This is a genomic window from Streptomyces sp. NPDC052107, assembly GCF_040680215.1.
Taxonomy (GTDB): domain Bacteria; phylum Actinomycetota; class Actinomycetes; order Streptomycetales; family Streptomycetaceae; genus Streptomyces.
The window spans coordinates 69,983-93,717 of the sequence record NZ_JBFAWG010000003.1; the positions used below are offsets into that span (position 1 = coordinate 69,983).

Here is a 23,735-nt window from a genome sequence, read left to right on the forward strand (position 1 = left end):
TGACCGAGACCCATCAACCGGGTGCGTGATTACGCTCCCGGACATGGCCGACTCCCGTTCCGCTCCCGTACAGCTCTCCGTCACGCCCGCCGACCGCCCGGTCTACGTCATCGGCGCCGGTCCGGGCGGTCTGGCCGCCGCGTACGCACTGCGGGCACGGGGCATACGGGCCGTGGTGCTGGAGCGGGCCGACGGCGTGGGCAACTCCTGGCACGGCCACTACGACCGTCTGCGTCTGCACACCACCCGGCGGCTGTCCGCGCTGCCGGGCCTGAAGATCCCCCGGAAGTTCGGGCGCTGGGTGTCCCGCGACAACGTGGTGCGCTATCTGGAGAAGTACGCCGAGCACCACGAGCTGGAGATCGTCACCGGCGTGGAGGTCTTCCGCGTCGAGCCGACCGGGGACGGCACCGGCTGGCTGCTGCACGCCTCCGGCGGGCGCGAGCTGACCGGTAGCGCGGTGGTCGTCGCCACCGGCTACAACCACACCCCGCACATCCCCGACTGGCCGGGCCTGGCGCGGTACGGCGGGGAGTTCCTGCACGCCGGCGCCTACCGCAACGCCGAGCCGTACGCGGGCCGGGACGTCCTGGTCGTCGGCGTCGGCAACACCGGCGCCGAGATCGCCGTGGACCTGGTGGAGGGCGGGGCCGCTCGGGTGCGGCTGGCGGTCCGCACCGTCCCGCACATCGTGCGCCGTACGACGCTCGGCTGGCCCGCGCAGTACTCGGGTGTCCTGGTACGGAGGCTGCCGGTACGGCTGGTGGACCAGCTCGCCAGGTCGATGGGCCGGCTCGGCGTGCCCGACCTGTCGGCCCACGGGCTGCCGCGCCCCGACACCGGGATGTACAGCAGGGTCCGGCAGGGCGCCGTCCCGGTGCAGGACGTGGGTCTGATCGACGCCGTACGCAAGGGGAAGGTGGAGATCGTGGCCGCCGTCGAGTCCTTCGAGGACGGGAACCCCGGAAAGGTCGTCCTCGCCGACGGCAGCCGGATCGAGCCGGACGCCGTGATCGCGGCCACCGGGTACACGCGGGCGCTGGAGGGTCTGGTCGGGCATCTCGGGGTGCTGGACGGGCGCGGCAAGCCGGTCGTGCACGGCGGCCGGGCGCCGGCGCAGGCGCCGGGTCTGTACTTCACCGGGTTCACCAACCCGATCAGCGGGATGTTCCGGGAGATGGCGCTCGACGCGGGGAAGATCGCGAAGGAGGCGGCCAGGCAGCTGCGCACGCGCCGGTGACACCACCGCTGCGCACCCGTCGGTAACTTTGCTCGGTCCGACCAGTTCCTGACGCTTCGTCAGTTCAGTAATCTGACAGAGCGTCAGTTTACTTGTGCTGTCTCACAGGAGCGGGCGGACCGATGCTTGGATCAACCCACGGCACCCTCACCACCGACTCCCGCCGGGCCCGGGTCATCGCGTGCGGCGAGCAGCGGCCCGGACCCGTCGTCCACGACCAGGTCGGCGACCTGGACGTCAGCGGGCGGCCGCTGTACGCGGACGTTCCGGACCTGAGCCGCTTCTTCCGGCCCGAGTCGGTCGCCGTGATCGGCGCCTCGGACGCGGAGGGACGCCCGAACACCGGGATCACCCGGCAGCTGCTGGCCTGGGCCGAGCGGGTCGGCGCACGTGTGCACCCGGTGCATCCGACCCGTCCCTCGGTCTTCGGCGTGCCCTGCGCCGCCTCCGTCGCCGAACTGCCGCCCGGACAGATCGACCTGGCCGTGCTGCTGGTGGCCGACCCGCTGCCGGTGATCGGGGAACTCGCCGACGCCAAGGTGAAGTTCGCGGTCGCCTTCGCCTCCGGGTTCGCCGAGACGGGCGAGGCGGGCGCCGAGGCACAGGAGCGCCTGGCGGACGCCGTACGCCGCTCGGGGATCCGGCTCCTCGGCCCGAACACCAACCTCAACGCCTTCGAGCACTTCCGCGAGGACCTCACCGGTCCGGCGATCGCCCTGATCACTCAGTCGGGCCACCAGGGCCGCCCGGTCTTCTCGCTCCAGGAGCTGGGCATCCGTCTCTCGCACTGGGCACCGACCGGCAACGAGGCCGACCTGGAGACCGCCGACTTCCTCTCCTGGTTCGCCGAGCAGCCCGAGGTCGGCGCCATCGCCTGTTACGTGGAGGGCCTTAAGGACGGCCGCGCCTTCCTGCTGGCCGCCGACCGCGCCGCCCGCCGCGGGGTGCCGGTGGTCGCGGTGAAGGTGGGCCGCACCGAGACCGGCGCGCGCACGGCCGCCTCGCACACCGGCAAGCTCACGGGCGCCGACGACGTGGTGGACGCGGCGATGCGCCAGTTCGGGGTCGTACGGGTCGACGGTCTCGACGAACTCCAGGACACCTCGGCCCTGTTGGCGCGGGCGCGAGCGCCGCTGGCGGAGGGGGTCGCGGTGTACTCGATCTCCGGCGGCACCGGCGCGCATGCCGCCGATCTGGCGACGGCGGCCGGACTCCGGCTTCCCCGCCTGTCGGAGGCCAAGCAGGCCGAGCTGCACCAGTGGATACCGGAGTACCTGAGCGTGGCCAACCCGGTGGACAACGGCGGGCATCCGGTGGGCGACCGGCGCGGCCGGAAGATCATCGACGCGATCCTCGCCGACCCGGCGATCGGCGTCCTGATCTGCCCGATCACCGGCCCTTTCCCGCCGTTGAGCGACAAACTGGTGGCGGATCTGGTCGAGGCGGCCGAGCAGACGGACAAGCTGGTGTGCGTGGTGTGGGGTTCGCCGGTGGGCACGGAGGCGGCCTACCGCGAGGTCCTGCTCGGCTCCTCCCGGGTGGCGACCTTCCGCACGGTGGGCAACTGCCTCAAGGCCGTCCGCGCCTGGCTGGACCACCACGCTTTCGTGAGCGACTACCGCTCCCCCTTCGACGAAGCCCCCCGCACCCCCTCCCTCTCCTTCCGCAAGGCCGAGGCCCTGATGCGCCCCGGCCAGCAGCTCAGCGAGCACGGGGCCAAGCAACTGCTGCGCGCCTACGGCATCCGGGTGCCGCGCGAGCAGCTGGTGACCAGCGCGGCGGCGGCCGTCCGGGCGGCGGCGCAGGTCGGCTACCCGGTGGTGATGAAGGCCTCCGGCGCCCAGATCGCCCACAAGACCGAACTGGGCCTGGTGAAGATCGGTCTGACGTCGGCCAGCCAGGTCAGGGACGCCTACCGCGAGCTGATCGACATCGCCCGCTACGAGGGTGTCTCGCTGGACGGGATCCTGGTGTGCCAGATGGTCGAGCAGGGCGTGGAGATGGTCCTCGGGATGACCCACGACGACCTGTTCGGACCGACGGTGACGGTGGGTCTCGGCGGGGTCCTGGTGGAGGTCCTGCGCGACTCGGCGGTCCGTGTCCCGCCCTTCGGCGAGGACCAGGCCCGCGCCATGCTCACCGAGCTCCGGGGCCGGGCCCTGCTGGACGGCGTCCGGGGCCGCCCGCCCGCCGACCGGGACGCGCTGGTCGAGGTGATCCTGCGGGTCCAGCGCATGGCGCTCGAACTGGGTGAGCACATCGCCGAGCTGGACATCAACCCGTTGATGGTGCTTCCCCGGGGGCAGGGCGCGGTGGCGCTGGACGCGCTGGTGGTGTGCCGATGAGCGAGCTGGAGACCGAGCGGAGTGAGCAGGTCGCCCACCTCACCCTGAACCGTCCCGAGTCCCTCAACGCCCTCACTCCGGCACTCCGGGACCGGCTGATCGACCTGCTCGCGCAGGCGTCGGCCGACCCGGACGTCCGGGCGGTGGTGCTGACCGGAACGGGCCGGGGCTTCTGCGCGGGCGCGGACCTGAGAGGCGGCACCGGCGGCGACCGGCTGCCCGGCGACGTGGCCCGGATGCTGCGCCAGGGCGCCCAACGCCTGATCGCGGCCGTCCTGGACTGCGAGAAGCCGGTGATCGCCGCCGTGAACGGCACGGCGGCGGGCCTCGGCGCGCATCTGGCGTTCGCCTGCGACCTGGTCCTGGCCGCCGAGTCGGCCCGTTTCATCGAGGTGTTCGTACGGCGCGGGCTGGTACCGGACGCGGGCGGGGCGTACCTGCTGCCCCGTCTGCTGGGCCCCCAGCGGGCGAAGGAGCTGATGTTCTTCGGCGACGCGGTGTCGGCGGCGGACGCGGAACGCCTGGGCCTGGTCAACCGGGTCGTACCCGACGCCGACCTGACGAAGACGACCCGGGAGTGGGCGACCCGGCTGGCCTCCGCCCCTACCCGCGCCCTGGCCATGACCAAGCACCTGGTGAACACGTCCCTGGAGTCCGACCGGGCCGCCGCCTTCGCCGCGGAGGCCTGGGCACAGGAGCTCAACATGACGACCGAGGACGCCGGGGAGGGCCTGCGGGCGTTCGCGGAGCGCCGGGGGCCGGAGTTCCGGGGGCGGTGAGGGCTCAGTCCCCGGCGCGGTCCAGGGTCCGGAGGGTGCCGGCGTCCGGGTCGCCGAAGAGGACGTACAGCTGGGGCGCGGACTCGGTGCCGCTGACGGACCAGCGGGTGTCCAGGCCGCAGTCGGTGTCGAGGTGCAGGAGGATGCCGGCGCGGTCGGTGTCGTCCGTGCCGGGGTCGGGCTTCCAGGTGCCGGAGCCCGCGCAGACGACGTAGTCCTTGTAGTCCGGGGCCGACCAGTCGTCGTCCGTGGGTTCGGTCGGGAGTCTGCGGGCCGCTGCCCGGCCGTCGGGGGTGAGGCGGAGCTCCGCGCCGTCGTCGCCGCGCCAGACGCCGGTGAGCTGGGCGCGGGTCAGCTCGGGCGGCTCGTACTGCGGGATCAGGCCGGCCGCGGAGGCCGCGAGCCCGCCACCGAGGGTCAGGGCGAAGAGGCCGGCGCAGGCGAGTGCCGAGCGCCACCACACGCCCCACACCGACCAGGGGCGCGTGCGGACGTAGGCGATGCCGCGCGCGGGCAGCAGGCCCAGGGCGGTGAGGACCGACGCCGCGGTGACGAAGGGCCGGCCGAAGAGTGCCGTCGTCACCGCGCCCCAGCCGAGGGCCGTGGCCGCGGCCCCGATCACGCGCCAGGCCCACTCCGGCCCGCCGAACCGCCGGAGCGCCGGGCGGGCGAGCACGATCGCGGGCAGCGTCAGCACGGCCGAGAGCAGCAGGCCGAGGAACGGCAGCAGCAGCGGGGCGAAGACCAGCAGACAGGCGATCCCGAGTGCGCCGATGTAGCCGGTCCCGTACTGGTCCTGGCTGCTGGTCCAGATCCACCACAGCAGCCAGGCCGCCGGCAGCTGCGCCGCGTTCACCGGGATCGCCGCGGCCAGATCGCTCCGGGCCACCCGTACCCGCTCACGCGTTTTCTCCCACCCCATGGCCGCACCCTACGAAGTGCCTGTACGAGGCCCGTCACCAGGCTTCCCCTCTGACGCTCCGTCAGCTTCAATGAATGGCGTGATGGGACACGCTGGGGCGGCGGCCGCCGCCGTCCGGTATCTGGGGCGCAGGCCCGTGGAACCGTTGCCGCGGCCGGAGTTGCGGTGCGTACGGGAGGACGAGCGGGCTCCGGTGGACCCGAGCGAGTTCCGGCGGGTGCTGGGGAGCTTCGCGAGCGGTGTGACCGTGATCACGGCACCGGCCGCCGAGGAAGAGGACGGACCCGCGGGTTTCGCCTGCCAGAGCTTCGCCTCCCTCTCCCTTGAACCGCCCCTGGTCTGCTTCATGGTGGGCCGTACGTCGACCACCTGGCCGCGCATCGCCCGCGCGGGCGTCTTCTGCGTCAACGTGCTCAGCGCCGGCCAGGGCGAGCTGTGCCGGGCCTTCGCGGTGAGCGGCGCGGACAAGTTCGCGGGGGTGGCGTACGACGCGGCGCCCGTGTCCGGCTCGCCGCGGCTGGCCGGTGCCGCCGCCTGGATCGACTGCACCGTCCACGCCGTACACACCGGGGGCGACCACCTGATCGTCGTGGGCCGGGTGGACGCCCTCGGCACGGAGGAGCCGGGCGAACCGCTCCTCTTCCATCGTGGGCGGTTCGCCCGAATCGGCCACCCCTAGAGCCTGCCCGACGGTTCACCGGCAGCCGGGACGGCGGCGAGCGGGACTGAGTCCGGGCTCGCGCGGCTTTCGCCTCCGCCGGCACGAAGGTCGGCGCACCGCCAGCCGCCGGGGTGGCGAAAAACCGCTCTCAGAGTGCCGGCGGACGGAGAGGGGTTCGCAACGGGTTTCGCTCTCGGTCCAGCGGACCAGGGACGCGGCATGCTCCTCGTGAGGTGGTTCCTGCGTGGGCGGGCACGAGGAACGCGTCGCCGAGGACCATGCCGAATGTCATCAACTTCCCTCTCCGGCAGACACCTTCAGGATACGGCGGCCACCGGAACCGACGGAGCCGACCGGCGGATCACCAGGGACATCAGGGCCGCCGCCGCGCACAGCGTGCCGGCGGCGTACCAGACGAGGTCGTAGGAGCCGAAGACGTCGCGGGCGAGGCCGCCGAGGTAGGCGACGAGGGCCGCGCCGATCTGGTGGGAGGCGAGCACCCAGCCGAAGACGATGGCGCTGTCCTCGCCGAACTGCTCGCGGCACAGCGCGAGGGTCGGCGGGACGGTGGCCACCCAGTCCAGGCCGTAGAAGACGATGAAGAAGAGCATCGGCGGGTGGACGGCGGGTCCCAGCAGCATCGGGAGGAAGAGCAGGGAGAGGCCGCGCAGGGCGTAGTACACCGCCAGTAGGCGGCGCGGTTCGAAGCGGTCGGTGAACCAGCCGGAGGCGATCGTGCCGGCCACGTCGAACACGCCGATGACCGCGAGCAGCGAGGCCGCCGTCGTGACGGGCATGCCATGGTCGTGCTCGGCGGGCACGAAGTGGGTCTGGATCAGGCCGTTGGTGGAGGCGCCGCAGATCGCGAAGGTGCCGGCGAGCAGCCAGAAGGTGCCGGTGCGGACGGAGGTGGAAAGCACCTTCATCGTGCGGCGGGCGGCACCGGTCACCGGCGCGGGCTTGGGCACGAACTCCCGGGCGCCGTACGGCTTCTGGCCGATGTCGGCCGGGTGGTCGCGCAGCAGGATCCACACGAAGGGGACGACGGCGAGCGCGGCCAGGGCGACCGTCACGGCGGCCGGGCGCCAGCCGTGGTGTTCGGTCAGCCAGGACAGCACCGGCAGGAAGATCAGCTGGCCGGAGGCGGACGCGGCGGTCAGGATGCCGCTGACCAGGCCACGCCGCTCGGTGAACCACCGGTTGGTGACCGTCGCGGCGAAGGCGAGCGCCATCGAGCCCGAGCCCAGTCCCACCAGCAGGCCCCAGCACAGCCACAGCTGCCAGGCCGCCGTCATCCACACGGTCAGGCCCGAGCCGACCGCGATCACGGTCAGCGCGACGGCGACCACCCGGCGGATGCCGAAGCGGTCCATCAGCGCGGCGGCGAAGGGGGCGGTGAGGCCGTAGAGCGCGAGGTTGATGGAGACGGCCGCGCCGATCGTGCCGCGCGACCAGCCGAACTCCTGGTGCAGCGGGTCGATGAGCAGGCCGGGCAGGGAACGGAAGGCGGCCGCGCCGATGATCGTGACGAAGGTGACGGCGGCGACGAACCACGCCCGGTGCACACGGCGGCGCCGGGCGGGTGGGGCGACCTGGACGGGGGCTGCGGCTGGGCTTGTCTGAGTCACGTCATACAGCATGCTTTTTTCATGTGCGCACATCGAGTGGCCCGAGAGACAGTATTCGCTAGAATCGGGCCATGACTGCTGTCACCGAGGAATCCGAGGAAGCCGCGGGTTTCCGTCCGCATCGCATCGTCGTCCTCGCCCTCGACGGCCTGCTCCCCTTCGAGCTGGGCATCCCGCACCGCATCTTCGGCCGCCCCAAGGACGAGCACGGCCGGCACCTGTACGAGGTCGCGACCTGCTCGGTACGGCCGCCCGGCCCGGTCGAGACCGACGCCGACTTCGCCGTGCACGTCCCGAACGGCCCGGAGGCGCTGGCCGGCGCCGACACGGTGATCGTCCCGGCGTCGTACGAACTCGGCCCGGTCTTCGAGGAAGGCCGGCTGACCGACGAGCTGGCCGCCGCCCTCGCCCGCATCCGCCCCGGCACCCGGCTCGCCTCCATCTGCACCGGCGTCTACGTCCTCGCGGCCGCCGGATACCTCGACGGCCGCCCGGCGACCACGCACTGGGCCGACGCCGAGCACTTCCAGCGCATGTTCCCGCAGGTCAAGATGGACGCGGACGTACTGTTCATCGACGACGGCGACGTGCTCACCTCGGCCGGCGTGGCCGCCGGGATCGACCTGTGCCTGCACATGGTGCGCCGCGACTTCGGTACGGCGGTGGCCAACGAGGTGGCCCGGCGCACGGTCGTACCGCCGCACCGCGACGGCGGCCAGGCCCAGTACATCCACCGCCCGGTCCCCGACCCGCAGCTGGCCACGACGACCGTTGCCCGCGCCTGGGCGCTCGGCCGCCTCCACGAGCCGATCCAACTGCGGGACATGGCCGAGCAGGAGGCCATGTCGGTCCGCACCTTCACCCGCCGCTTCCGCGAGGAGGTCGGGATCAGCCCCGGGCAGTGGCTCACCCAGCAGCGCGTCGAACGCGCCCGCCAGTTGCTGGAGACCACCGACCTCTCCATCGACCAGGTGGCCCGCGAGGCGGGCTTCGGCACCGCTCAGTCGATGCGCCAGCACCTCCAGCAGGCGCTCGGGGTGACCCCTACGGCATACCGGCGGACCTTCCGGGCGGGTGTGACCGGGACGGCGGTCCAGGACGGAAGGACGGAGTCAGTAGGTCGGTCCAGGACGGTGGGCGCTGGACCGGCCCGTGGACAACTCGCCCGAGGACAACTCGCTTCTGGATGACTCTTCCTCCGGAACTCAGAACGTGAGCACCGCCCGCGCCACCCGCCCCGCCTCCGCGTCCGCGCGGGCCTTGGCGAAGTCCTCCACCGGGTGGACCGCCGTCACCAACTCGTCGAGCAGCAGGCGGCCTTGGCGGTACAGCTCGGCGTACAGGGCGATGTCCCGCTGGGGGCGCGAGGAGCCGTAGCGGCAGCCCAGGACGGACTTGTCCAGGTAGAGGGAGGAGACGCGGAAGGACGCCTCGGCGGTGGCAGGGGGCACGCCGAGCAGGACGGCCTGGCCGTGCCGGTCGAGGAGGTCGATCGCCTGCCGGATCAGCTCCACCCGGCCCACGCACTCGAAGGCGTGGTCGGTGCCCGTGGGCAGGATGTCCTTCACGCCCTTCGTCGAGGTCAGGAAGTCGGTCGCGCCGAACTGCCGCGCCATCTCCTCCTTGGCCGGGTTGGCGTCCACGGCGACGATCCTGAGCGCCCCCGCGAGCCGCGCGCCCTGCAGCACGTTCAGCCCGATCCCGCCGGTCCCGATGACGACGACGCTGTCCCCTCGGTCCACCCGGGCCCGGTTCAGCACGGCCCCCACGCCCGTGAGCACACCGCACCCGATCAGCGCGGCCGACTCCAGGGGGATGTCCTTGGGGATCCGCACCGCCTGCACGGCCTTGACGACCGTGCGCTCGGCGAACGCCGAGTTGGAGGCGAACTGGTGCACCAGGTCGGTGCCCCGGGTGAAGGGCTTGCCCGGGCGCCCGATGGCCTGCCGGCACATCGTCGGCCGGCCCCGGTCGCACTCCGCGCACGTGCCGCAGTTGGCGAGCGTGGACAGCGCCACATGGTCGCCGGGCGCGACATGGGTGACGCCCGCGCCGACCGCTTCCACGACCCCGGCGCCCTCGTGCCCCAGCACCACCGGCACCGGGAACGGAATGGTGCCGTCCACCACGGACAGATCGCTGTGGCACAGTCCCGCCGCCGCAATCGTCACCAGCACCTCGCCCGGCCCCGGCTCGCGCACCGCGAGATCGTCGACCACCTGCACCTGCTTGCCGTCGAACACCACACCACGCATCACACGGCCCCCTTGGGCTCTCTGGGCAGACCGAGCACGCGCTCGGCGATGATCGTGCGCTGGACCTGGTCCGAACCGCCGTAGATGGTGTCGGCCCGGGAGAAGAGGAACAGGTGCTCGTCCGCGCCGAGTTCATACGGCGACGAAGGAGACCAGTCCGTGGGGCCGACGGTGGCCGCCGCTCCCCTGACCTGCATCGCCAGCTCACCGAGCCGCTGGTGCCAGCCGGCCCAGAGCAGCTTGGCCACGCTGGGCGCGCCGGGGCCGGCCGAGCCGCCGAGGGTGCGCAGGGCGTGCCGGCGCATGGTCCGCAGCTCGGCCCACTGCCGCACGAGCCGCGACCGTACGACGGGGTCCGCCTCCGCCCCCGTCTCCAACGCCGCCCGTACGACCCTGGCCAACTCCTCGGCGAACCCGATCTGTTGGGCGAGCGTGGACACCCCGCGCTCGAACCCGAGAAGCCCCATGGCCACCGACCACCCCCGCCCCTCCCCTCCCACGACGTGCTCCACGCGCGCGTGCGCCCCCTCGAAGAAAACCTCGTTGAAGTCGCTGGTGCCGGTCATCTGCCGGATCGGGCGGACCTCGATACGGCCGGGCTGGTCCATGGGGACGAGCAGAAAGCTGAGCCCGTGGTGGCGGCTGGACTCCGGGTCGGTACGGGCCAGTACGAAGCACCAGTCGGCCTCATGGGCGAGCGAGGTCCAGATCTTCTGCCCAGTGATCCGGTAGCGGTCCCCCTCCCGCACGGCCGCCGTCCGCACTCCGGCCAGGTCCGATCCCGCGCCGGGCTCGCTGTATCCCTGACACCACAGTTCCTCACCGGCCGCGACGGGCGGCAGGAAGCGGGACTTCTGCTCCTCTGTGCCGTGGGCGATGAGGGTGGGGGCGAGCAGGTTCTCCCCGATGTGCCCCGAACGCGGAGGGGCGGCCGACCGGGCGTACTCCTCGGCCCAGACGACCTGCTGGGTGAGGGTGGCCATGCGGTTCCCGTGGCCCGACTCCGGCCAGCCGAGCCCGATCCAGCCGGCTTTGCCGAGGGTGCGTTCCCAGGTACGGCGGTCCGTGGCGGGGTCGGCGTTCGCCGCCAGCCATGCGCGGGCCTCGGCACGAAAGTCCTCGTCCTCTTGACTGAACCCGAAATCCATTGTTGGACCGCCTTCGAATTGGGGGGCCATCGGAGCGCCCCGAAGGGGCGCGGGGAACTGCGCGACAAGCCACACCGCACCCGCAGTCGCCGAACACCAACGCACCCCGAGCTATCAGGTGTTCGGCCGAGACCCACCCCGAGCCGCCTCTTCCATCGCCGCCAGCCGCGCAAGCATCGGCATCGGATCCACCCCCACGGACCCCGGCAGAAACTCCGCGATCCTCTCCGGTGTCCAACCGCCGGAGGCATACGCGGCCCGGAGTTCCCTCGGTTGCGCCCACACCGCGATCTTCGGCCCCGCGACGGTGTACACCTGCCCGGTGACGCCCTGCGCGGCAGCCTGGTCGGACAGCAGGTACACCACCAGCGCGGCCACATCCTCCGGCTCGCCGATCTCCGCCAGCTCCATGGGAACGTTCGCCGACATCCGCGTACGAGCCACCGGCGCCACCGCGTTGGCGGTCACCCCGTACTTGTGCAGGCCGAGGGCCGCGCTGCGGACGAGCGAGATGATCCCGCCCTTTGCCGCGCTGTAGTTGGCCTGGGACACGGAACCCTGATGGTTGCCGCTGGTGAACCCGATCAGCGTGCCGGCGCGCTGCTTTCGCATGACCGCGGACGCCGCCCGGAAGACGGTGAACGTGCCCTTGAGGTGGGTGGCGAGCACGGGGTCCCACTCCTCCTCGGTCATGTTGAACAGCATGCGTTCGCGCAGGATCCCGGCCACGCACACGACCCCGTCGAGACGGCCGTACGAGGTCAGCGCCACGTCGACCACCCGCTGCCCGCCCGCCATCGTGGAGATGTCGTCGGCGACCGCCACCGCCTCCCCGCCCGCCGCCTCGATCTCCTTGACGACGGCCTCGGCGACCTCGCTGGTGGGTGAGGCGCCGTCGACGGAGACGCCGTAGTCGTTGACGACGACCTTCGCCCCCTCGGCGGCAGCCGCCCGTGCGACCGCCCGGCCGATGCCCCGCCCGGCGCCCGTGACGGTGACGACCTTTCCTGCCAAGAAGTTCCCCACGCCCGGCCCCTTCCCACGATTTCTGACGGACCGTTAGATTTTATGGCGCGTCGGATGCGCGGACACAAGCCCCGGGGAGGCACCGGATGGCACTGCCGGAGGAGTTCCACGAGATCGCCAAGCGCGTGAACAACTGGGGGCGTTGGGGGGCAAACGACGAGATCGGCACCCTGAACCTGATCACCGACGAGGTCGTCCGTGAGGCCGCCGCCTGTGTCCGCACCGGACGCCGTGTCCCCCTCGCGCTCCCCCTCCGGCAGGACGGCGTGCAGACCGGCATGATCCCCGGGCGGGTCAACCCGCTGCACGTCATGGTCCAGATCAACCAGGAACTCTTCGGGCCGGGCACGGTGGCGTGCAGCGACGACGCGGTGACCATGGGTCTGCAGGCGGGCACCCACTGGGACGCGCTCACCCATGTCTCGCACTCCGGGAAGCTCTACAACGGCCGCCCGGCGCACACGGTCACCGCGCACGGCGGTGCCGAGTTCGGCGGGATCGACAAGACGCGGCACATCGTCTCGCGCGGGGTGCTGCTGGACGTGGCACGCGCGCGTGGCATGGACCGGCTGGCGGGGGACCACGCGGTCACGCCGGAGGACCTGGAGGCGGCCGAGGAGTTCGGCGGAGTGCGGGTCCGGGCCGGGGACGTCGTGCTGGTGCGGACCGGGCAGGTGCAGGTGTATCTGGCCGGGGACAGGCACGGGTACGGCTATCCGTCGCCTGGGTTGTCCCTCCGCACGCCGGAGTGGTTCCACGCGCGCGATGTGGCGGCGGTCGCGAACGATACGCTCACTTTTGAGATGTTTCCGCCCGAGTCGGAGAATCTGTGGCTGCCCGTGCACGCCCTGGACCTGGTGGAGATGGGGATGCTCCAGGGCCAGAACTGGAATCTCGAAGAGTTGTCCACAGCCTGTGGACAAGAGAGGCGGTACGCGTTCCTGCTGTCGGCGATGCCCGAGCCGTTCGTCGGCGCGACGGGCACCCCGGTGGCCCCCGTGGCCGTCCTCTGACGGGCACCGCCGAGCGTCCCTGCCCACGGCCCCCGCACGCGGGGCATTGACCGGCCGGCGGCGCGCCTCCCCCCACCGTCGCGCGCACGCGCCGCCCACCGGGTGCGACCCACACTCGACGAGGGCCGCCGTCACCCAGGCCCTCGCCGTCCCCTCGCGGCGAATCGTCGCCCACAAGCGTGTTCAGGCGGTCACGAGTCGTCAACGCCGGTACGGGGATTTGTTACGTACGCCCTGTTCGTGACAGCCGCGCACGGATGCACCCCCGGCGCACACCGCGCCGGGTGCTACACCGCCTCGAAGGCGAGACCCTCGTACGCGGACAGTCCGCCCCCGTACGCCATCGCTGCGCTCTGCCTGGGCTGTGAACAGCGGTCCAGTTCACACCAGATGCTCTTGCCGGCGCCTTCCGGGCTCCAGCCCCAGCGATCGGCCAGGCAGTCCACCAGGGCCAGGCCGCGGCCGCCGGTGGCGTCACCGCCGGCGCAACGCGGCACGGGGGCGCGGGAGCTGCTGTCGGCCACCTCGACGCGCACGGTGACCGCGACGGGTGCCGTCGGCGCCTGGGCGGTCCCGGCAGGCTCGGTGCTCCCGGCCGGCCCGGCAGTCGCTGTCGGCCCGGCGGTCCCGGCCGCCGTGCCCGGCAGGGAGAGCCGGAGCACGGCCGCGTGGCCGGTGTGCACGACCGCGTTGGTCACCAACTCGGAGACGAGCAGGATCAGGGTCTCGGCCAGCGGCTCGTCGGCCGCTATCCCGAGCCCGGCAAGCCGCGAGCGGGCCCACCTCCTCGCCCGCCCCACCTCCGTGGGATCGGGCCGGATCTCCAGCTGCACTTGAAGCACCTGCACCGCTCACACCATCCGAACCGGCGGACACATGACCCCACGCCACCCGGCCGCCACGGCCGCTGTGGCCGCGACGACGATCACGAGGGCCACGATCGTAGCCATTTTCTGCATGGCCAGAACAACGGCCAGAGCAAGGGTCACGGAACGTGATTCCCTTTGGAGACAGCATGGTTGACGTACAGTCACCCCAACAAGCGCTTCGGGCATATTCCAGCGCGAAGGAGTACGCGTGCGGCATACTGTGCGACGCTCGTGCGGGGGAGTCGAACAGGCGTCGGCCGACGCCTTTACCGCCCCGCGAGCAGCGGCGCGCACCGCGCGACCCGGTGCCGCCCCAGGGGCACCGTCGGCCCGGCTCGTGCTCGCAGCCACTCGCATCCCACACAAGGTACCGGAGGGGACACCCGACTCCGGGATGTGACGAGCCCTGCGAAGGACACAACCACGTATCGACGCTCCGTGATACCGGCGTGCCACAATCCGCGACATCCTGGGCCAAGGCTTTTCCGGCGATGCAGTCCAGGGCGCGGTCGTCCCGTCAGGCCACCAGCCGCGCGGCGAGCAGTTCCTCACTCTCCGTGCTCCCGCCACCTCGTCGGGCCCGCACCCAGGCCCGCTTCAGATGCAGATGCACATCCGCCTCCCAGGTGAACCCCATGCCGCCGTGCACCTGAAGGCAGTCACGGGCCCCGCGTACGGCGGCCTCGTCGGCGAGCAGCCGGGCGGCGGCGATGTCGGCCGGGTCGGCGGTGACGGCTGCCGCGTACACGGCGACGCGCGCGGTCTCGGTCCGCACCAGCAGGTCCGCGCACAGATGCTGCACGGCCTGGAAGGCCCCGATCGGCTGTCCGAACTGCTCGCGGGTGCCGGCGTGTTGCACGGCGAGCTCCTGCACGCCTACGGCGGTGCCGAGTTGCTCGGCGGCGGTGAGGAGGGTGGCGACGGGGTCGGGGACACGACTGCCCGCGGCTGCGTACGTCTCGCCGCCGCCGGGTGGGCGCCGGCCGGCCGTACGCCTGCCGACAGCCGTGGCGGTCCGGTGCAGCGGGGTCAGCGGGTCGACGGAACGCAGCGGTACGGCCCCGGCCACCTCCCCCAGCACCACATCCGCCGCCTCCAGCCACTCCACCAGCTCCCCGTCCACCGCCGCCACCACCGTCTCCCCGGTGGCCGCGCCCGGTACGCTCCCGGCCGCCAGGTGCGTCGCCACGAGCGGTCCGGGCAGCAGTGCCCGGCCCGCCTCCTCGAAGGCCAGCACCGCCTCCGGCAGCCCCAGCCCGACTCCGCCGGCCGCCTCGGGCAGCCGCAGGGCGAAGAACCCCGCGTCCCCGAGCGCCCGCCACAGCTCCCGGTCGAGCCGCCCCGGCGCGTCGACGGCCGCCCGCAGCGCCTCCCGCCCGAACCGCCGGTCCAGCAGTTCCCGTGCGCCTGCCTTCAACGCACGCTGATCCTCGGTGAGTTGGAAACGCACGCTCATCTCCCTTTCGGCAGCCCCAGGATCCGCTCGGCCACGATGTTGCGCTGGATCTGTGAGGTGCCGGCGGCGATGGTGTACGAGAGAGAGGACAGGCGGTCCAGGACCCAGGGCCGGTTCATGTCGAGGCAATCGGGACCCAAGACCTCGGCGGCGGTGTCGTACAGCTCCTGACGCGCGTGGGAGTAGCGGAGTTTGAAGACCGACCCCCCGGCCCCCGGCACCCCGCCGCTCGCCTCCGCCTCGCTCACGTTCCACTGGGTCAGCCGCCACAGCGCGCGGAACTCCGCCTCCAGACGGCCGAGTCGGCGCCGTAGCGCGGGATCGTCCCAGCGGCCGTTCACCCGCGCCTCGCCCGCGAGCTCGGCCAGGACGCGGCGGCAGGCCACCACCTCGCCGACGAACGCCGTGCCGCGTTCGAAGGACAGGGTCACCATGGTCACGCGCCAGCCGTCGTTCTCCGCGCCGACCCGGTTCGCCACCGGTACCCGTACCTCGTCGAGGAAGACCTCCGCGAACTCCGCCGAGCCGGCGAGCGTGCGCAGGGGCCGTACGGTGATGCCGTCGGCGGACATGGGCATCGCGAGCCAGGTGATGCCCCGGTGCCTGGGCGCGTCCGGGTCGGTGCGGACCAGCAGCTCGCACCAGTCGGCGGCCTCGGCGTGGGAGGTCCAGATCTTGGACCCGGTGACCACGTAGTCGTCGCCGTCGCGCCACGCGCGCGTGCGCAGCGCCGCCAGGTCGGAGCCGGCGCCCGGTTCGCTGAACCCCTGGCACCACACCTCCTCGCCGCGCAGGATCGGCGGCAGCCAGCGGGCCCCCTGCCCGGGGGTGCCCTCGGCGGCGATGGTCGGTCCGGCGTGCAGCAGCCCGACGAAGTTCGCCCCCACATAGGGCGCCCCCGCACGCTCGGTCTCCTCCAGGAAGATCAGCCTGGTCGTCGGTGAGGCGCCCCAGTGGACGTCGGCGTACCCGGCGTCGTACAGCATCCGCTGCCAGCTGAGGTCGTACGCCCTGCGCGCGGGCCAGTCGTCGGGAGACGGCTTCGGCGGCAGTGTGGGCAGCACCTTGGCGAGCCACTCGCGCAGCCCGGCGCGGAACTCCTCCTCCCCGGGCGTGTACGACAGATCCACTAGCGGTCCAGGTCCAGGTCGAGCATGCGGATGGCGTTGCCCCGCATCAGCTTGTGGACCGTCTCCTCGTCCAGGCCCTTCACATGGTCGAGGGCGACCTCCTTGGTGTGCGGGAAGGTCGAGTCGACGTGGGGGTAGTCGGTCTCGAAGGTGGCGTTGTCCCGCCCCACCACGTCCAGCGACGCGACACCGTGCTTGTCGCGGAAGAAGCAGCAGAAGATCTGCCGGTAGTAGTACGTCGACGGCGGCTCGGGGATCAGGTCCCGGACCCCGCCCCAGGCACGGTGCTCCTCCCACACGTCGTCGGCGCGCTCCAAGGCGTACGGGATCCAGCCCATCTGCCCTTCGGAGTAGGCGAGTGTGAGCCGGGGGAACTTCACCAGGACCCCGCTGAAGAGGTAGTCCATCATCGAGGCCATCGCGTTGTTGAAGCTCAGCGAGGCCTGGACGGCGGGCGGGGCGTCGGGCGATGCGGCCGGCATCTGGGAGCTGCTGCCGATGTGCATGTTGACGACCGTGCCCGTCTCCTGGCAGACCGCGAAGAAGGGGTCCCAGTAGCCGGAGTGGATGGAGGGCAGCCCGAGGTGGGTGGGGATCTCGGAGAAGGTGACGGCGCGGACCCCGCGCGCCGCGTTCCGGCGGATCTCCGCGACCGCCAGCTCCACGTCCCACAGCGGGATCAGGCACAGCGGGATCAGCCGGCCCCCGCTGTCCCCGCACCACTCCTCCACCATCCAGTCGTTGTAGGCGCGTACGCAGGCGAGGGCGACCTCCTTGTCGTGCGCCTCGGCGAAGGTCTGTCCGCAGAAGCGGGGGAAGGTCGGGAAGCAGAGGCTGGCCTCGACGTGGTTGAGGTCCATGTCCTTCAGGCGCTCGACGGGGTCCCAGCACCCCGGCCGCATCTGCTCCCGGGTGATCCCCTCCAGGGTCATTTCGTCCCGGTCGAAGCCGACGGCGGCGATGTTGCGCTTGTACGGGAACTTCAGGTCCTCGTAGATCCACCAGTCGGTCGGCTGGCCGGCCGGGTCCATGGTGATCCGGTACTTGCCGCCGACGTAGGCCAGTTCCCCGATCCCGGCGGTCAGCGGCTTGGGCCCACGGTCCCGGAACCTGGCCGGCAGCCAGGTCTCGAAGAGGTGGGCGGGCTCGATCACATGGTCGTCGACGCTGATGATGCGGGGCAGTTCGCTGGCCATGATTCCCCTCCGCCGGACAGCAGTCATCTGATGGTCCGTCAGATAGCATGACACCTGACGGTTCGTCAGCCAAGCCGGTCAGGGGGTATACATGAACGAGACCCCGCACACCCTGAGCTCCGCCCGCACGCTGTGGGACCTTGTCGTCCGCCGCGCCGCCCTGACCCCCGACCGCCCGGTTCTCCTCCAGCAGGACCGCACGCTCACCTTCGGCGAGCTGCGCGCGCGTGCCGAGCGGGTGGCGGCGGGCCTGTACGACGTGGGCGTACGGCCCGGCACGGTGGTCGCCTGGCAGCTGCCGACCCGGATCGAGACCGCCCTGCTGTCCTTCGCCCTGGCCCGCCTGGGCGCCGTGCAGTCCCCGGTGATCCCCTTCTACCGGGACCGGGAGGTCGGCTTCGCGCTGCGCGAGTCGAAGGCGGAGTTCTTCGCGGTCCCGGGTGTGTGGCGGGGCCACGACCACACGGAGATGGCCCGCCGTCTCGGCGCGAAGGGGATCTTCGAGGCGTACGACGACCTCCCCGAGGGCGAGCCGTCCGTGCTCCCCGCCCCGCCCGCCGAGGGCACCTCGGTCCGCTGGATCTACTGGACCTCCGGCACCACCTCCGAACCCAAGGGTGTGCTGCACACCGACCGCTCCCTGATCGCCGGCGGCTCCTGCCTCGCCCACGCCCTGCACCTGACACCGGACGACGTCGGCTCGATCGCCTTCCCGTACGCCCACATAGGCGGCCCCGACTACATGGTGATGCTGCTGCTCTACGGCTTCCCCGCGGTGATGTTCGAGCACTTCGCGCTGCCGGACGCGCTGGCGGAGTACCGGCGGCACCAGGTGACGGTGGCCGGCGGCGCCACGGCCTTCTACTCGATGTTCCGCGCCGAGCAGCGCAAGCGACCGGGCGAGAGGCTGATCCCGAGCCTGCGCCTTTTGGCGGGCGGCGGCGCGCCGAAACCCCCCGAGGTCTACCACTCCGTGGTCCGCGAAATGAACGTCCAGCTCACCCACGGCTACGGCATGACCGAGGTCCCGATGATCACCATGGGCGACCCCCGCGACACCCCTGAGAACCTGGCCACGACCGAGGGCCGCCCCCCGGCCGGCATGGAGATCCGCATCGTCGACGGCGAGATACGGCTGCGCGGCGAGGCCGTCTGCCGGGGCTATCTGGACCCCGCCCAGACGGCCGCCGCCTTCGACCCCGACGGCTTTCTGCGCACCGGCGACCTGGGCCATGTGACGGACTCCGGCCATCTCGTCCTCACCGGCCGCGTGAAGGACGTGATCATCCGCAAGGGCGAGAACATCTCGGCCAAGGAGATCGAGGACCTCCTCGCCGCGCACCCGTCCGTGGCCGACGTGGCGGTGATCGGCCTGCCGGACGCGGAACGGGGCGAGCTGGTCTGCGCGGTCGTGGAACAGCCTCCGGGGACCGCCGGGTTGACCTTGCCGGAGGTCGTCTCGTACCTGCGCTCCTCGGGCCTGTCCGTCCACAAGCTGCCGGAACGGCTGGAGGTGGTGGAGGCGCTGCCCCGGAACGACACCCTGCGGAAAGTGCTGAAGTACAAGCTGCGGGAGCAGTTCTCCGAACCGCTCCCTTGAACCGCTCGGACAACAGCCCGCTTGCCCTCGGGCGGCGTGGTTATTCGGGGACGGTGAAGTAGCGTGCGAACGCCGGGACGATCTCCGGTTCGCCCACCATGCCGTCGCCGTCGGTGTCCAGCGCGGTGGCCGTCGCCCGGGCGATGTCGTCCGGCACGTGGAAGACCCGCAGTACGCGTACGGTGTCCGCGACCGTGGCCCGGCCGTCCCCGTCGGTGTCCGCCACGGCGAGGGCCGCGTGCAGGAAGGGGCGGGCGATCTCGGCGAAGCGTTCGGGGTTGTCGCGCAGACGCTTGACCGCGCCGGTGACGAACTCCTCGCGGGTGATGCGCTGGTCGCCGTCCCGGTCGGCGATCCCGGCCATGCCCTGCCAGAACGCCTCCGCGCCGGCGTACAGGGCCTGCCCCTTGTCGGTGCGTGCGGGCACGGCGAACTCGGCGAGGAGTGCCTTGGCCGCCGCGCTGAAGTCCTCGCGGTCGATCCAGCCGTTGCCGTCCTGGTCGAAGGTGGCGAACCGGGCTGCGATCCTGCGCTCGTACTCGGTGCTGACCATGTCTGTTCGGGCCGCCTTACATGTGCGTCGTTCGGGTCGTCCTACGGGTGCGTGAGGGACCTGGCAGGGAGCGTATGACGCGGGTGGCCGTCCGATGGCGGTAATCCGGTGGTTGTGCCAAGACCGGGGGAATTTTGCGACAACAGTGTCGCCATGTCGCACAGGGGCAGGCGGCGCGGGCGGGGCGTCAGGCCGAGAGCGGGCCCGCCTCGTCCGTCGTCGCGGACTCGATGTCGGGCCGGACGTCGAAGAGCCGGCGGACACCGAGCGCGCCGAGGACCCGGTTGACGTGCGAGCCGTCGTCGGCCCCCCGGTCGGGCAGTATGAGCCGGAGCCGGCCCTGACAGGAGCGGATCAGCCTGCGGGCGGCCACGAGGACGCCGACCCCGCTGGAGTCGCAGAAGAAGACGTCGGAGAGGTCCACGACGAGGCTGTGATGCCCGTCGGCGACGACGTCGTGCACACGTTGACGCAGGACCGGGGAGGTCATCAGGTCCAGCTCCCCGGACACCCGGAGCACGGCCCACTCGCCCTGTTCGACGCCCGTCACCTTGAATGCCACGTCGCTGCCCCTCCGCTCGCCGGAACTCCCGGAACCGCCCGGAAACGGAAGCAGTTCCTACGCTTGCTTCCGCGCGGCTGCCCAGCGGCCGTTCCCTGAAACGTCGAGCCACAAACCAGACGTGATCGACAAGGGGCTTGTTTCGGTCACTATCGATCCTGTTCGGTCACAGATGCGCCCACCTCGTGTGAAGGTTATGTGTAGAGGGCACTATCACCTGCGGCCCTTCCGGGGGCGCGCATTGACACAAAGGGGCGTGCGCTGTCCGACGTGCCGACTACATTCGAGAAGACGTTGCAGACAGGCTGGACGGGCCGGACACGGGTGAGGGGAGGAGAGGGGACCGCATGGCCACCAAGGACGTACCACCCCGCTGGGACCGCAAGATGCAGCAGCGACTCGCCCGCGGTGAGGCCGCCGCCCTGGGCGAGCTGTACGACCGCTTCGCCTCGCTCGTGCACGGCCTCGCCCACCGCGTCCTCGGCGACGAGAAGGCCGCCGACACCCTCACCCGCGAGGTCTTCACCCACCTCTGGGAACACCCCGAGACCTACGACCCCAAGAAGGGCCCGCTGCGCACCTGGGTCGCCGGGGTCACCCATTCGCTCGCCGTGCAGCGGCTGCGCGACAGCGAGGCCGCCGCGCTGCCCCGGGGCGGCGGCTCCGTGGCGGAACTGGAGCGCAGGGTGCGCCGCGCCTCCGTCGCCGCCCGCGCCGACTACATCGTCCACTCCATGCCCGCCCCGCTGCGCGCCGCCCTCGACCTGGCCTACTTCCAGCGCCGCGACTACCGCCAGACCGCCGCCGACCTCGGCGTCACCGAGGACGAGGCCCGCCGCCGGCTCCGCCTCGGCCTGCAACTGCTCTCCACCGCCCATGACGCCGGGACCCCATCGGGACACGGGGGTGCGGTGTGAGCGAGGTGGGAGGGTTCGAGGCACGCGGCGACGGGCACGAGGGGCCGGGAGACGAGGAGCGGCGCGAGGAGCAGCCGTACGAGCGCGAGCGGCAGCCGTACGAGGGTGACGGCGGCCGAGCTGAGAACGGCCACACGGGCGAGGGCGCGGGCGGCGGCTCGGGACAGGACCCGAACGGCACCGGCGCGCCCGAGCCGGACCGGCAGGCGTGCATACCGCCGCCCCGCGCCTCCGTCGAGGACGGCGGGCGTCCGCTGCCGGACCTCGCCGATCCGGACGACCTCGCGCCCGTGCCGCTCGACCTGCCGCACGACGTCCTGAAATCGCTCCTCGGCGCCTGGGCGCTGGCCGCCTGCTCGGCGGCGGAGACGGCCGCCGTCGAGGACCACCTGGGCTCCTGCGGAAGCTGCGCCGACGAGGCCCGCCGGCTGCGCGAGGCGGTCGGCCTGCTGCACCAGCCCGAAAGCCTCGACCTGGACCCGGGGCTGCGCACCCGCGTCCTGGTGAGCTGTCTGGAACGCCGTCCGCCGCGCATCCCGGTCCCCGAGTGGGGGGCGCCGTACGACGCCGAGACCGCCCGCCTGGACGCCCTGCTGCAGGACTTCGGGGACGCGGAGTGGCATGCGCCGGTGCGGCTGCGGTGGTTCGAGGCCGACGCGGCGAAGAGCCGTCGTACGACGGTGGCGGGGGTGATCGCGCACCTGCTGTCCGTGGACGGGCTGGTCGCGGTCGGGCTCGGCCTGGAGGACCCGCTGACCGAGGTCGTCGGCGCGGCCGCGCGGCAGGCGGTGGGCCCGGCCGAGCGCACCGAGGCGTACTGGCGGACCTCCCACTTCCCGCCGACGCGCTCGGTGCGCGGCCCCTGGCGGGAGCAGAGCCACGGCCTGGTGCGGACGGTGTCCTTCACCGGTGGGCAGGCGGGCGGACTGACGGTGTCGTACGGCGACTTCGAGCTGCCGCTGCACGACGCGATGCTGGACCGGGCCTTCGAGTGCTGGGTGCACGCCGAGGACATCGCGGAGGCGGTGGACTACCCGTACCAGCCGCCCGCGCCGCGCCACCTGAACAAGATGATCGACCTCGCGAGCCGGATGCTGCCCGACGCGCTGGCGCGGCGGCGGCAGACCGGGCTGGCGTCCCCGGCCCGCGGCCGCCACCTCGGCCTCGCCGGCGAGCCCGGCCGCAGCCTGCGGCTGGAGATCGAGGGTGCGGCGGGCGGCGAGTGGCTGATCCCGCTGGACTCACCGGCAGCGGTGGCCTCCGCGGACCTGGAGGTGGCCCACGTGGCGCTGGACGGCGTGGAGTTCTGCCGCCTGGCCGCCGGCCGGGTGTCGCCGGAGGAGGCTGCGGCGGGGCAAGTCGGTGACCGGGAGGCGATCAGGGACGTGCTGTTCGCCACGGCGGGGTTGAGCCGACTGTAGGGGCGGGTTGCGCAGGCGCCCCAAAGGGGCGCGGGGCTGTATCGATATGCGGCTCCGCCGCGTGGGCGCGACAAGCCACGACGGACCCGCAGCCGCCCGACGACCGCACGCCCCGAGCTGCTAGGCGAACACCACCGTACGGCGCCCGTTGAGCAGGATCCTCCGCTCCGCATGCCACTTCACCGCCCGCGCCAGCGCCTGGCACTCCACATCCCGGCCGATCGCGACCAGCTGATCCGGGGTCACGTCGTGCCCCACCCGCTCCACCTCCTGCTCGATGATCGGCCCCTCGTCCAGGTCGGCGGTCACATAGTGCGCGGTCGCCCCGATGAGCTTGACCCCCCTGGCGTGCGCCTGGTGATACGGCTTCGCGCCCTTGAAGCTCGGCAGGAAGGAGTGGTGGATGTTGATGATCCGGCCGCTGAGCTGCTTGCACAGGTCGTCCGAGAGGACCTGCATATAGCGGGCCAGGACGACCAGCTCGACGCCCTCCTCGCGCACGATGTCCTGCAGCTTCGCCTCGGCCTGCGACTTCGTGTCCTTCGTCACCGGAATGTGGTGGAAGGGGATGTTGTAGGAGCCCACCAGCTCCTCGAACTCGGTGTGGTTCGAGACCACGCCCACGATCTCCACCGGCAGCGCACCGATCCGGGCCCGGAACAGCAGGTCGTTCAGGCAGTGCCCGAACTTGCTGACCATGAGCAGGATCCGCATCCTCTCGTCGGCCCGGTTGATCTGCCAGTCCATGTGGAAGGAGTCACCGATCGCCGCGAAGCTCGCCCGCAGCTTCTCCACCGTCACCGGCGGCTCGGCCGAGAAGTGGACGCGCATGAAGAACAGACCCGTGTCGTGGTCGCCGAACTGCTGGCTGTCCTCGATGTTGCAGCCGGTCATGAAGAGGTAGCTCGACACGGCGTGCACGATGCCCTGCTTGTCCGGGCAGGAGAGGGTGAGGACGTACTGGTCGGCCGGGGCCGCGGGCGCGGGCTGCTCGTTCATGCACTACAGGTTCTC

At 72.0% G+C, this 23,735-nt stretch carries 21 protein-coding genes; 9 read left to right on the plus strand and 12 right to left on the minus strand.

Features of this window, described 5'->3' with window-relative positions; all coding sequences use genetic code 11:
- Positions 1 to 43 precede the first annotated feature (43 nt).
- The 3 genes from AB0M27_RS04095 (at position 44) to AB0M27_RS04105 (ending at position 4,364) form a co-directional block, all read left to right on the plus strand.
- Positions 44 to 1,240 (plus strand): NAD(P)/FAD-dependent oxidoreductase, encoded by a 1,197-nt coding sequence (locus AB0M27_RS04095; protein ID WP_365717685.1) that lies wholly within the window; start codon positions 44 to 46, stop codon positions 1,238 to 1,240.
- Between the two features lie 122 nt (positions 1,241 to 1,362).
- Entirely contained in the window at positions 1,363 to 3,585 is a 2,223-nt protein-coding gene (locus AB0M27_RS04100) for an acetate--CoA ligase family protein (RefSeq protein WP_365717687.1), read from the plus strand.
- On the plus strand, positions 3,582 to 4,364 hold the full coding sequence (locus tag AB0M27_RS04105; protein ID WP_365717689.1) for an enoyl-CoA hydratase-related protein: 783 nt from the start codon (positions 3,582 to 3,584) through the stop codon (positions 4,362 to 4,364). The genes AB0M27_RS04100 and AB0M27_RS04105 overlap by 4 nt, the downstream gene beginning before the upstream one ends.
- A 4-nt stretch (positions 4,365 to 4,368) precedes the next feature.
- Here AB0M27_RS04105 and AB0M27_RS04110 read toward each other — a convergent pair whose 3' ends face one another.
- Positions 4,369 to 5,286, minus strand: a complete 918-nt coding sequence (locus tag AB0M27_RS04110) for a hypothetical protein (protein WP_365717691.1) — start codon at positions 5,284 to 5,286, stop codon at positions 4,369 to 4,371.
- A gap of 82 nt (positions 5,287 to 5,368) precedes the next feature.
- On the opposite strand from AB0M27_RS04110, the gene AB0M27_RS04115 reads away from it, so the two are divergent.
- Entirely contained in the window at positions 5,369 to 5,965 is a 597-nt protein-coding gene (locus tag AB0M27_RS04115; RefSeq protein ID WP_365718176.1) for a flavin reductase family protein, read from the plus strand.
- 299 nt (positions 5,966 to 6,264) lie between these two features.
- Here the strand turns inward: AB0M27_RS04115 and AB0M27_RS04120 are convergent, their stop codons facing one another.
- The gene (locus AB0M27_RS04120) at positions 6,265 to 7,575 is read right to left on the minus strand and encodes an MFS transporter (protein WP_365717693.1); all 1,311 of its coding nucleotides are present in this window, start codon (positions 7,573 to 7,575) and stop codon (positions 6,265 to 6,267) included.
- Between the two features lie 71 nt (positions 7,576 to 7,646).
- Between AB0M27_RS04120 and AB0M27_RS04125 the strand changes: the two genes are divergently transcribed.
- Positions 7,647 to 8,765, plus strand: a complete 1,119-nt coding sequence (locus AB0M27_RS04125; RefSeq protein ID WP_365717695.1) for a helix-turn-helix domain-containing protein — start codon at positions 7,647 to 7,649, stop codon at positions 8,763 to 8,765.
- Between the two features lie 15 nt (positions 8,766 to 8,780).
- Here the strand turns inward: AB0M27_RS04125 and AB0M27_RS04130 are convergent, their stop codons facing one another.
- From AB0M27_RS04130 to AB0M27_RS04140, 3 genes are all read right to left on the minus strand, one after another.
- Entirely contained in the window at positions 8,781 to 9,830 is a 1,050-nt protein-coding gene (locus tag AB0M27_RS04130; RefSeq protein WP_365717697.1) for a Zn-dependent alcohol dehydrogenase, read from the minus strand.
- Positions 9,830 to 10,978, minus strand: a complete 1,149-nt coding sequence (locus AB0M27_RS04135) for an acyl-CoA dehydrogenase family protein (RefSeq protein ID WP_365717699.1) — start codon at positions 10,976 to 10,978, stop codon at positions 9,830 to 9,832. The genes AB0M27_RS04130 and AB0M27_RS04135 overlap by 1 nt, the downstream gene beginning before the upstream one ends.
- A gap of 114 nt (positions 10,979 to 11,092) precedes the next feature.
- Positions 11,093 to 12,004 carry an SDR family NAD(P)-dependent oxidoreductase gene (locus tag AB0M27_RS04140; protein ID WP_365717701.1) on the minus strand — a complete coding sequence of 304 codons (912 nt, stop codon included), beginning with the start codon at positions 12,002 to 12,004 and terminating at the stop codon, positions 11,093 to 11,095.
- A gap of 86 nt (positions 12,005 to 12,090) precedes the next feature.
- Between AB0M27_RS04140 and AB0M27_RS04145 the strand changes: the two genes are divergently transcribed.
- Entirely contained in the window at positions 12,091 to 13,017 is a 927-nt protein-coding gene (locus tag AB0M27_RS04145) for a cyclase family protein (protein ID WP_365717703.1), read from the plus strand.
- 287 nt (positions 13,018 to 13,304) lie between these two features.
- Here the strand turns inward: AB0M27_RS04145 and AB0M27_RS04150 are convergent, their stop codons facing one another.
- The 4 genes from AB0M27_RS04150 to AB0M27_RS04165 form a co-directional block, all read right to left on the minus strand.
- Entirely contained in the window at positions 13,305 to 13,850 is a 546-nt protein-coding gene (locus tag AB0M27_RS04150) for an ATP-binding protein (protein WP_365718178.1), read from the minus strand.
- A 553-nt stretch (positions 13,851 to 14,403) separates the two neighbouring features.
- Entirely contained in the window at positions 14,404 to 15,336 is a 933-nt protein-coding gene (locus AB0M27_RS04155; RefSeq protein WP_365718181.1) for an acyl-CoA dehydrogenase family protein, read from the minus strand.
- A gap of 2 nt (positions 15,337 to 15,338) precedes the next feature.
- Positions 15,339 to 16,472, minus strand: a complete 1,134-nt coding sequence (locus AB0M27_RS04160) for an acyl-CoA dehydrogenase (protein ID WP_365717706.1) — start codon at positions 16,470 to 16,472, stop codon at positions 15,339 to 15,341.
- Positions 16,472 to 17,668, minus strand: coding sequence for an amidohydrolase family protein (locus AB0M27_RS04165; RefSeq protein ID WP_365717708.1), 1,197 nt, complete (start codon positions 17,666 to 17,668; stop codon positions 16,472 to 16,474). The genes AB0M27_RS04160 and AB0M27_RS04165 overlap by 1 nt, the downstream gene beginning before the upstream one ends.
- Positions 17,669 to 17,759: 91 nt before the next feature.
- On the opposite strand from AB0M27_RS04165, the gene AB0M27_RS04170 reads away from it, so the two are divergent.
- On the plus strand, positions 17,760 to 19,268 hold the full coding sequence (locus AB0M27_RS04170; protein ID WP_365717709.1) for an AMP-binding protein: 1,509 nt from the start codon (positions 17,760 to 17,762) through the stop codon (positions 19,266 to 19,268).
- A 40-nt stretch (positions 19,269 to 19,308) separates the two neighbouring features.
- On the opposite strand, the gene AB0M27_RS04175 is transcribed toward AB0M27_RS04170, so the two are convergent.
- Both AB0M27_RS04175 and AB0M27_RS04180 read right to left on the minus strand, forming a co-directional pair.
- The gene (locus AB0M27_RS04175) at positions 19,309 to 19,821 is read right to left on the minus strand and encodes an EF-hand domain-containing protein (protein WP_365717711.1); all 513 of its coding nucleotides are present in this window, start codon (positions 19,819 to 19,821) and stop codon (positions 19,309 to 19,311) included.
- 187 nt (positions 19,822 to 20,008) lie between these two features.
- On the minus strand, positions 20,009 to 20,383 hold the full coding sequence (locus AB0M27_RS04180) for an STAS domain-containing protein (protein ID WP_365717713.1): 375 nt from the start codon (positions 20,381 to 20,383) through the stop codon (positions 20,009 to 20,011).
- 347 nt (positions 20,384 to 20,730) lie between these two features.
- Here AB0M27_RS04180 and AB0M27_RS04185 point away from each other — a divergent pair, with 347 nt between their 5' ends.
- Together AB0M27_RS04185 and AB0M27_RS04190 are read left to right on the plus strand one after the other, a co-directional pair.
- Positions 20,731 to 21,300 (plus strand): sigma-70 family RNA polymerase sigma factor, encoded by a 570-nt coding sequence (locus AB0M27_RS04185; protein ID WP_365717715.1) that lies wholly within the window; start codon positions 20,731 to 20,733, stop codon positions 21,298 to 21,300.
- Positions 21,297 to 22,721, plus strand: a complete 1,425-nt coding sequence (locus AB0M27_RS04190) for a zf-HC2 domain-containing protein (protein ID WP_365717717.1) — start codon at positions 21,297 to 21,299, stop codon at positions 22,719 to 22,721. The genes AB0M27_RS04185 and AB0M27_RS04190 overlap by 4 nt, the downstream gene beginning before the upstream one ends.
- A 120-nt stretch (positions 22,722 to 22,841) precedes the next feature.
- On the opposite strand, the gene purU is transcribed toward AB0M27_RS04190, so the two are convergent.
- Entirely contained in the window at positions 22,842 to 23,720 is an 879-nt protein-coding gene (gene purU / locus AB0M27_RS04195; protein ID WP_365717719.1) for a formyltetrahydrofolate deformylase, read from the minus strand.
- Between the last annotated feature and the right edge of the window lie 15 nt (positions 23,721 to 23,735).

Coding starts and splice junctions, on each gene's coding strand:
- AB0M27_RS04095 (WP_365717685.1), top strand. CDS start 44: ATGGCCGACTCCCGTTCCGCTCCCGTACAGCTCTCCGTCACGCCCGCC.
- AB0M27_RS04100 (WP_365717687.1), top strand. CDS start 1,363: ATGCTTGGATCAACCCACGGCACCCTCACCACCGACTCCCGCCGGGCC.
- AB0M27_RS04105 (WP_365717689.1), top strand. CDS start 3,582: ATGAGCGAGCTGGAGACCGAGCGGAGTGAGCAGGTCGCCCACCTCACC.
- AB0M27_RS04110 (WP_365717691.1), bottom strand. CDS start 5,286: ATGGGGTGGGAGAAAACGCGTGAGCGGGTACGGGTGGCCCGGAGCGAT.
- AB0M27_RS04115 (WP_365718176.1), top strand. CDS start 5,369: ATGGGACACGCTGGGGCGGCGGCCGCCGCCGTCCGGTATCTGGGGCGC.
- AB0M27_RS04125 (WP_365717695.1), top strand. CDS start 7,647: ATGACTGCTGTCACCGAGGAATCCGAGGAAGCCGCGGGTTTCCGTCCG.
- AB0M27_RS04130 (WP_365717697.1), bottom strand. CDS start 9,830: ATGCGTGGTGTGGTGTTCGACGGCAAGCAGGTGCAGGTGGTCGACGAT.
- AB0M27_RS04135 (WP_365717699.1), bottom strand. CDS start 10,978: ATGGATTTCGGGTTCAGTCAAGAGGACGAGGACTTTCGTGCCGAGGCC.
- AB0M27_RS04145 (WP_365717703.1), top strand. CDS start 12,091: ATGGCACTGCCGGAGGAGTTCCACGAGATCGCCAAGCGCGTGAACAAC.
- AB0M27_RS04165 (WP_365717708.1), bottom strand. CDS start 17,668: ATGGCCAGCGAACTGCCCCGCATCATCAGCGTCGACGACCATGTGATC.
- AB0M27_RS04170 (WP_365717709.1), top strand. CDS start 17,760: ATGAACGAGACCCCGCACACCCTGAGCTCCGCCCGCACGCTGTGGGAC.
- AB0M27_RS04175 (WP_365717711.1), bottom strand. CDS start 19,821: ATGGTCAGCACCGAGTACGAGCGCAGGATCGCAGCCCGGTTCGCCACC.
- AB0M27_RS04185 (WP_365717715.1), top strand. CDS start 20,731: ATGGCCACCAAGGACGTACCACCCCGCTGGGACCGCAAGATGCAGCAG.
- purU (WP_365717719.1), bottom strand. CDS start 23,720: ATGAACGAGCAGCCCGCGCCCGCGGCCCCGGCCGACCAGTACGTCCTC.